The sequence below is a fragment of the Actinomyces culturomici genome (assembly GCF_900499005.1).
Lineage (GTDB): Bacteria > Actinomycetota > Actinomycetes > Actinomycetales > Actinomycetaceae > Pauljensenia > Pauljensenia culturomici.
This window is the reverse complement of sequence record NZ_LS991323.1, coordinates 1-3,141: the sequence shown is the minus strand read 5'-3', so window position 1 is coordinate 3,141 and position 3,141 is coordinate 1. Positions and strand designations below refer to the sequence as shown.

The window sequence follows — 3,141 nt, the reverse complement described above, 5'->3', positions numbered from 1 at the left end:
TCAACGGTGCATGAGCGTGTGTCACGAAGGCCTCCTTGTACAGGTTGCGAGTGTGGTAACCCACATCCTGCCAAGGAGGCCTTCACCTCACCACGCCGTTCACAACCTCCCGAGGAAGTACACCTAGCGGGCGCTGGGCGCGTTCGGGGCGCGATTCGGGGAACCGTTATCGTTTGTCACCGTTTTCATGCTTTTGAATCGTTTTCCGCAGGATTTCGCGGTTTTCCGCGGTCCTCGGGGTGCTCGCTCTCCTCGACGAGGACGCTCCCGCTGCTTGCTTCGCGGCGGTTTCCGAATCGGAATGTCTGAGAAAGGGCGGTGAAGCAAGCAGTGGGAGCACTGGGCCGCCGGTGACCCGTGTCTCGAAAGAAGCTCGCGCGCGGGCGGATGGATAGGATCGACCCGTGCGCGGGCGCGTAAGCGTCCGCACGACCACGACCGTGAGTGCGCGGGCGGTCGCCGGGGCGCCGGAGCGGCGTTCGGGCGGGCGGCCGCGCGACCCCGAGCGAAGAGGGCCCGATGCGACGATCGGGCGAGCCCCCGTCGGCGAGTGCGATGGGGAGTCGAGAGGAGCAATAGGTTGACCGCTGTCAACGTCGCCGTGATCGGCGCAGGTCCCGCTGGAATCTACGCCTCCGACATCCTGTCGAAGTCCGGCCTCGAGGTGAACATCGACCTGTTCGAGCGCCTGCCCGCGCCCTACGGCCTCGTGCGCTACGGCGTGGCGCCGGATCACCCGCGGATCAAGCAGATCATCGTCGCCCTTTACAAGATCCTTCAGCGCGGGGACATTCGCCTCCTCGGCAATGTGGAGGTCGGCCGCGATGTGACGATCGAGGACCTGCGCGACCACTACGACGCGGTGATCATCGCGACGGGCGCGGACCGCGATGCGCCCCTCAACATCCCCGGCGTCGATCTGCCGGAGTCGTACGGCGCGGCCGACTTCGTCTCCTGGTACGACGGCAACCCGGACTACCCGCGGACGTGGCCGCTCGAGGCGCAGCACGTCGCGGTCGTGGGCGTCGGCAACGTGGCGCTCGACGTCGCGCGCGTCCTCGCGAAGCACGCCGAGGACATGATGGTGACGGAGGTTCCGGCGAACGTCGCGGCCGGTCTCAAGGAGAACCCGGTGACGGACGTCCACGTGTTCGGCCGCCGCGGTCCCGCTCAGGTGAAGTTCACGCCGCTCGAGCTGCGCGAGCTCGGCAAGGTCCCGGACGTCGACGTCATCGTCGACGAGGAGGATTTCGAGTTCGACGAGGGCTCCGAGCGGGCCCTGCGCGAGTCGAACCAGCAGCGCCAGGTGGTGAAGACCCTGACGAACTACGCGTCGGTCGACCCGGAGGATCGGACGGCGTCGCGCCGCATCCACATCCATCTCTTCCAGGCGCCGGTGGAGATCGTCGCCGACGACCACGGGCACGTGAAGGCCCTGCGCACCGAGCGCACGGAGCTCACCGGCGACGGCAGTGTCCGCGGGACGGGCGTCATCACGACCTGGCCGGTCGAGGCGGTGTATCGGGCCGTCGGTTACGCGTCCTCGCCGATCCCGGGGCTTCCCTTCGACGAGCGCCGCCACGTCGTCCCGAACGTCGAGGGCCGCGTCGTCCCGACCCCGGAGTCGGGCGTCGAGGACGCGATCGCGGGCGTCTACGCGACCGGCTGGATCAAGCGCGGCCCGGTGGGTCTCATCGGCTCGACGAAGTCGGATGCGCAGCAGACGATCGCGCACCTCGTGGAGGATGCGAACGAGGGGCGCCTGCACGCGAAGACGAGCGCCGTCGGGCACGACGCGATGGTCGCCCTCCTCGACGAGCGCGGGGTCGAGTACACGACCTGGCAGGGCTGGGAGCTGCTCGACGCGTACGAGCGCCTGCTCGGCTCGGAGTACGGCGAGCTGCCGGACGACCGGGGCGTGCGCGAGCGCGTGAAGGTCGTGTCGCGCCGGGCGATGACGGACATTTCGCGCGGCGAGCACGAGGACGGCGCCGATCTCATCGGCGACATGGGCGAGATGGGCGTGCCCACGGCCCCCGAGCGCTTCGACGACTACACGGGCCCGGGCCGCAGGGCCTGACTCCTCAGCCGCGACTGGGGGCGGGCGGGCGCTGGGCGCGTTCGCCCGCCTTCGTCGTTCCGGGCGTCGATTCACGAGGCCGGGGCGGTGTGCCGAAGAGGGGAGTGCTTCGCGCTTTCCCAGGCGGTATCCAGGAGACGCCCATATGCTCCAGTCATGACTCATCGGAGCTATCACAACGGTCTGAAGACCGCCGCCCTGCTCGGCGGGATGTGGGCGCTTCTCCTCGCGATCGGATGGTTGATCGCGAACGGCACGGGCCGCTCGATCTGGATCTGGATCTTCGCGGCGATCGGCTTGTGCCAGACGGCGTACTCGTACTGGAATTCGGCGTCGATGGCGCTGCGGTCGATGAACGCGTACCCGGTGTCGGAGGCGGAGCGCCCGGATCTCTACCGGATCGTGCGCGAGCTCGCCTCCAGGGCGGATCAGCCGATGCCGTCGATCTGGATCGCTCCGACGCAGACCCCGAACGCGTTCGCGACGGGCCGCGACCCCGAGCATGCGGCCGTGTGCTGCACGGAGGGGATCCTTGCGATCCTGGGCGAGCGCGAGCTCCGCGGGGTCCTCGGCCATGAGCTCATGCACGTGTACAACCGCGACATCCTCACGTCGTCGGTGGCGGCGGCGATGGCGGGCCTCATCACCTCGGTCGCGCAGTTCCTCATGTTCTTCGGCGGCGGCCGCTCGCGCGATAACGAAGGCGGGGGAGGCCTCGGCTTCCTCGGATCCCTGGCGATCGCGCTGCTCGCGCCGCTGGCGGCCACGCTCATCCAGTTCTCGCTGTCGCGCACGCGCGAGTTCGATGCGGACGAGGACGGCTCCACCCTCACGGGGGACCCGCTCGCTTTGGCGTCGGCGCTGCGCAAGCTCGAGGCCGTGACGGATCATCGGCCGATGGCGGCGACTCCGGCGAATCAGAACGTCGCGGCGATGATGATCGCGAATCCGTTCCGCGGCTCTGGCGTGCGGAACCTGTTCTCGACGCACCCGCCGATGGACGAGCGCGTCGCCCGCCTCGAGCAGATGGCCGGCTACTAGGCCGGCACCCCCGGCGCCCC

2 protein-coding genes are annotated in these 3,141 nt (G+C 69.1%); both read left to right on the top strand.

The annotated features are described in order from the left end of the window. Positions 1-580: 580 nt before the first annotated feature. Positions 581-2,080, top strand: coding sequence for an FAD-dependent oxidoreductase (locus DY157_RS11135; RefSeq protein ID WP_115728716.1), 1,500 nt, complete (start codon positions 581-583; stop codon positions 2,078-2,080). 156 nt (positions 2,081-2,236) lie between these two features. Then, the gene (gene htpX, locus DY157_RS11130) at positions 2,237-3,121 is read left to right on the top strand and encodes a zinc metalloprotease HtpX (RefSeq protein ID WP_115728715.1); all 885 of its coding nucleotides are present in this window, start codon (positions 2,237-2,239) and stop codon (positions 3,119-3,121) included. Positions 3,122-3,141 lie beyond the last annotated feature (20 nt).

What these genes read in the sequence shown, in the direction of transcription:
- htpX (WP_115728715.1), top strand. Translation starts at nt 2,237, where the DNA reads ATGACTCATCGGAGCTATCACAACGGTCTGAAGACCGCCGCCCTGCTC.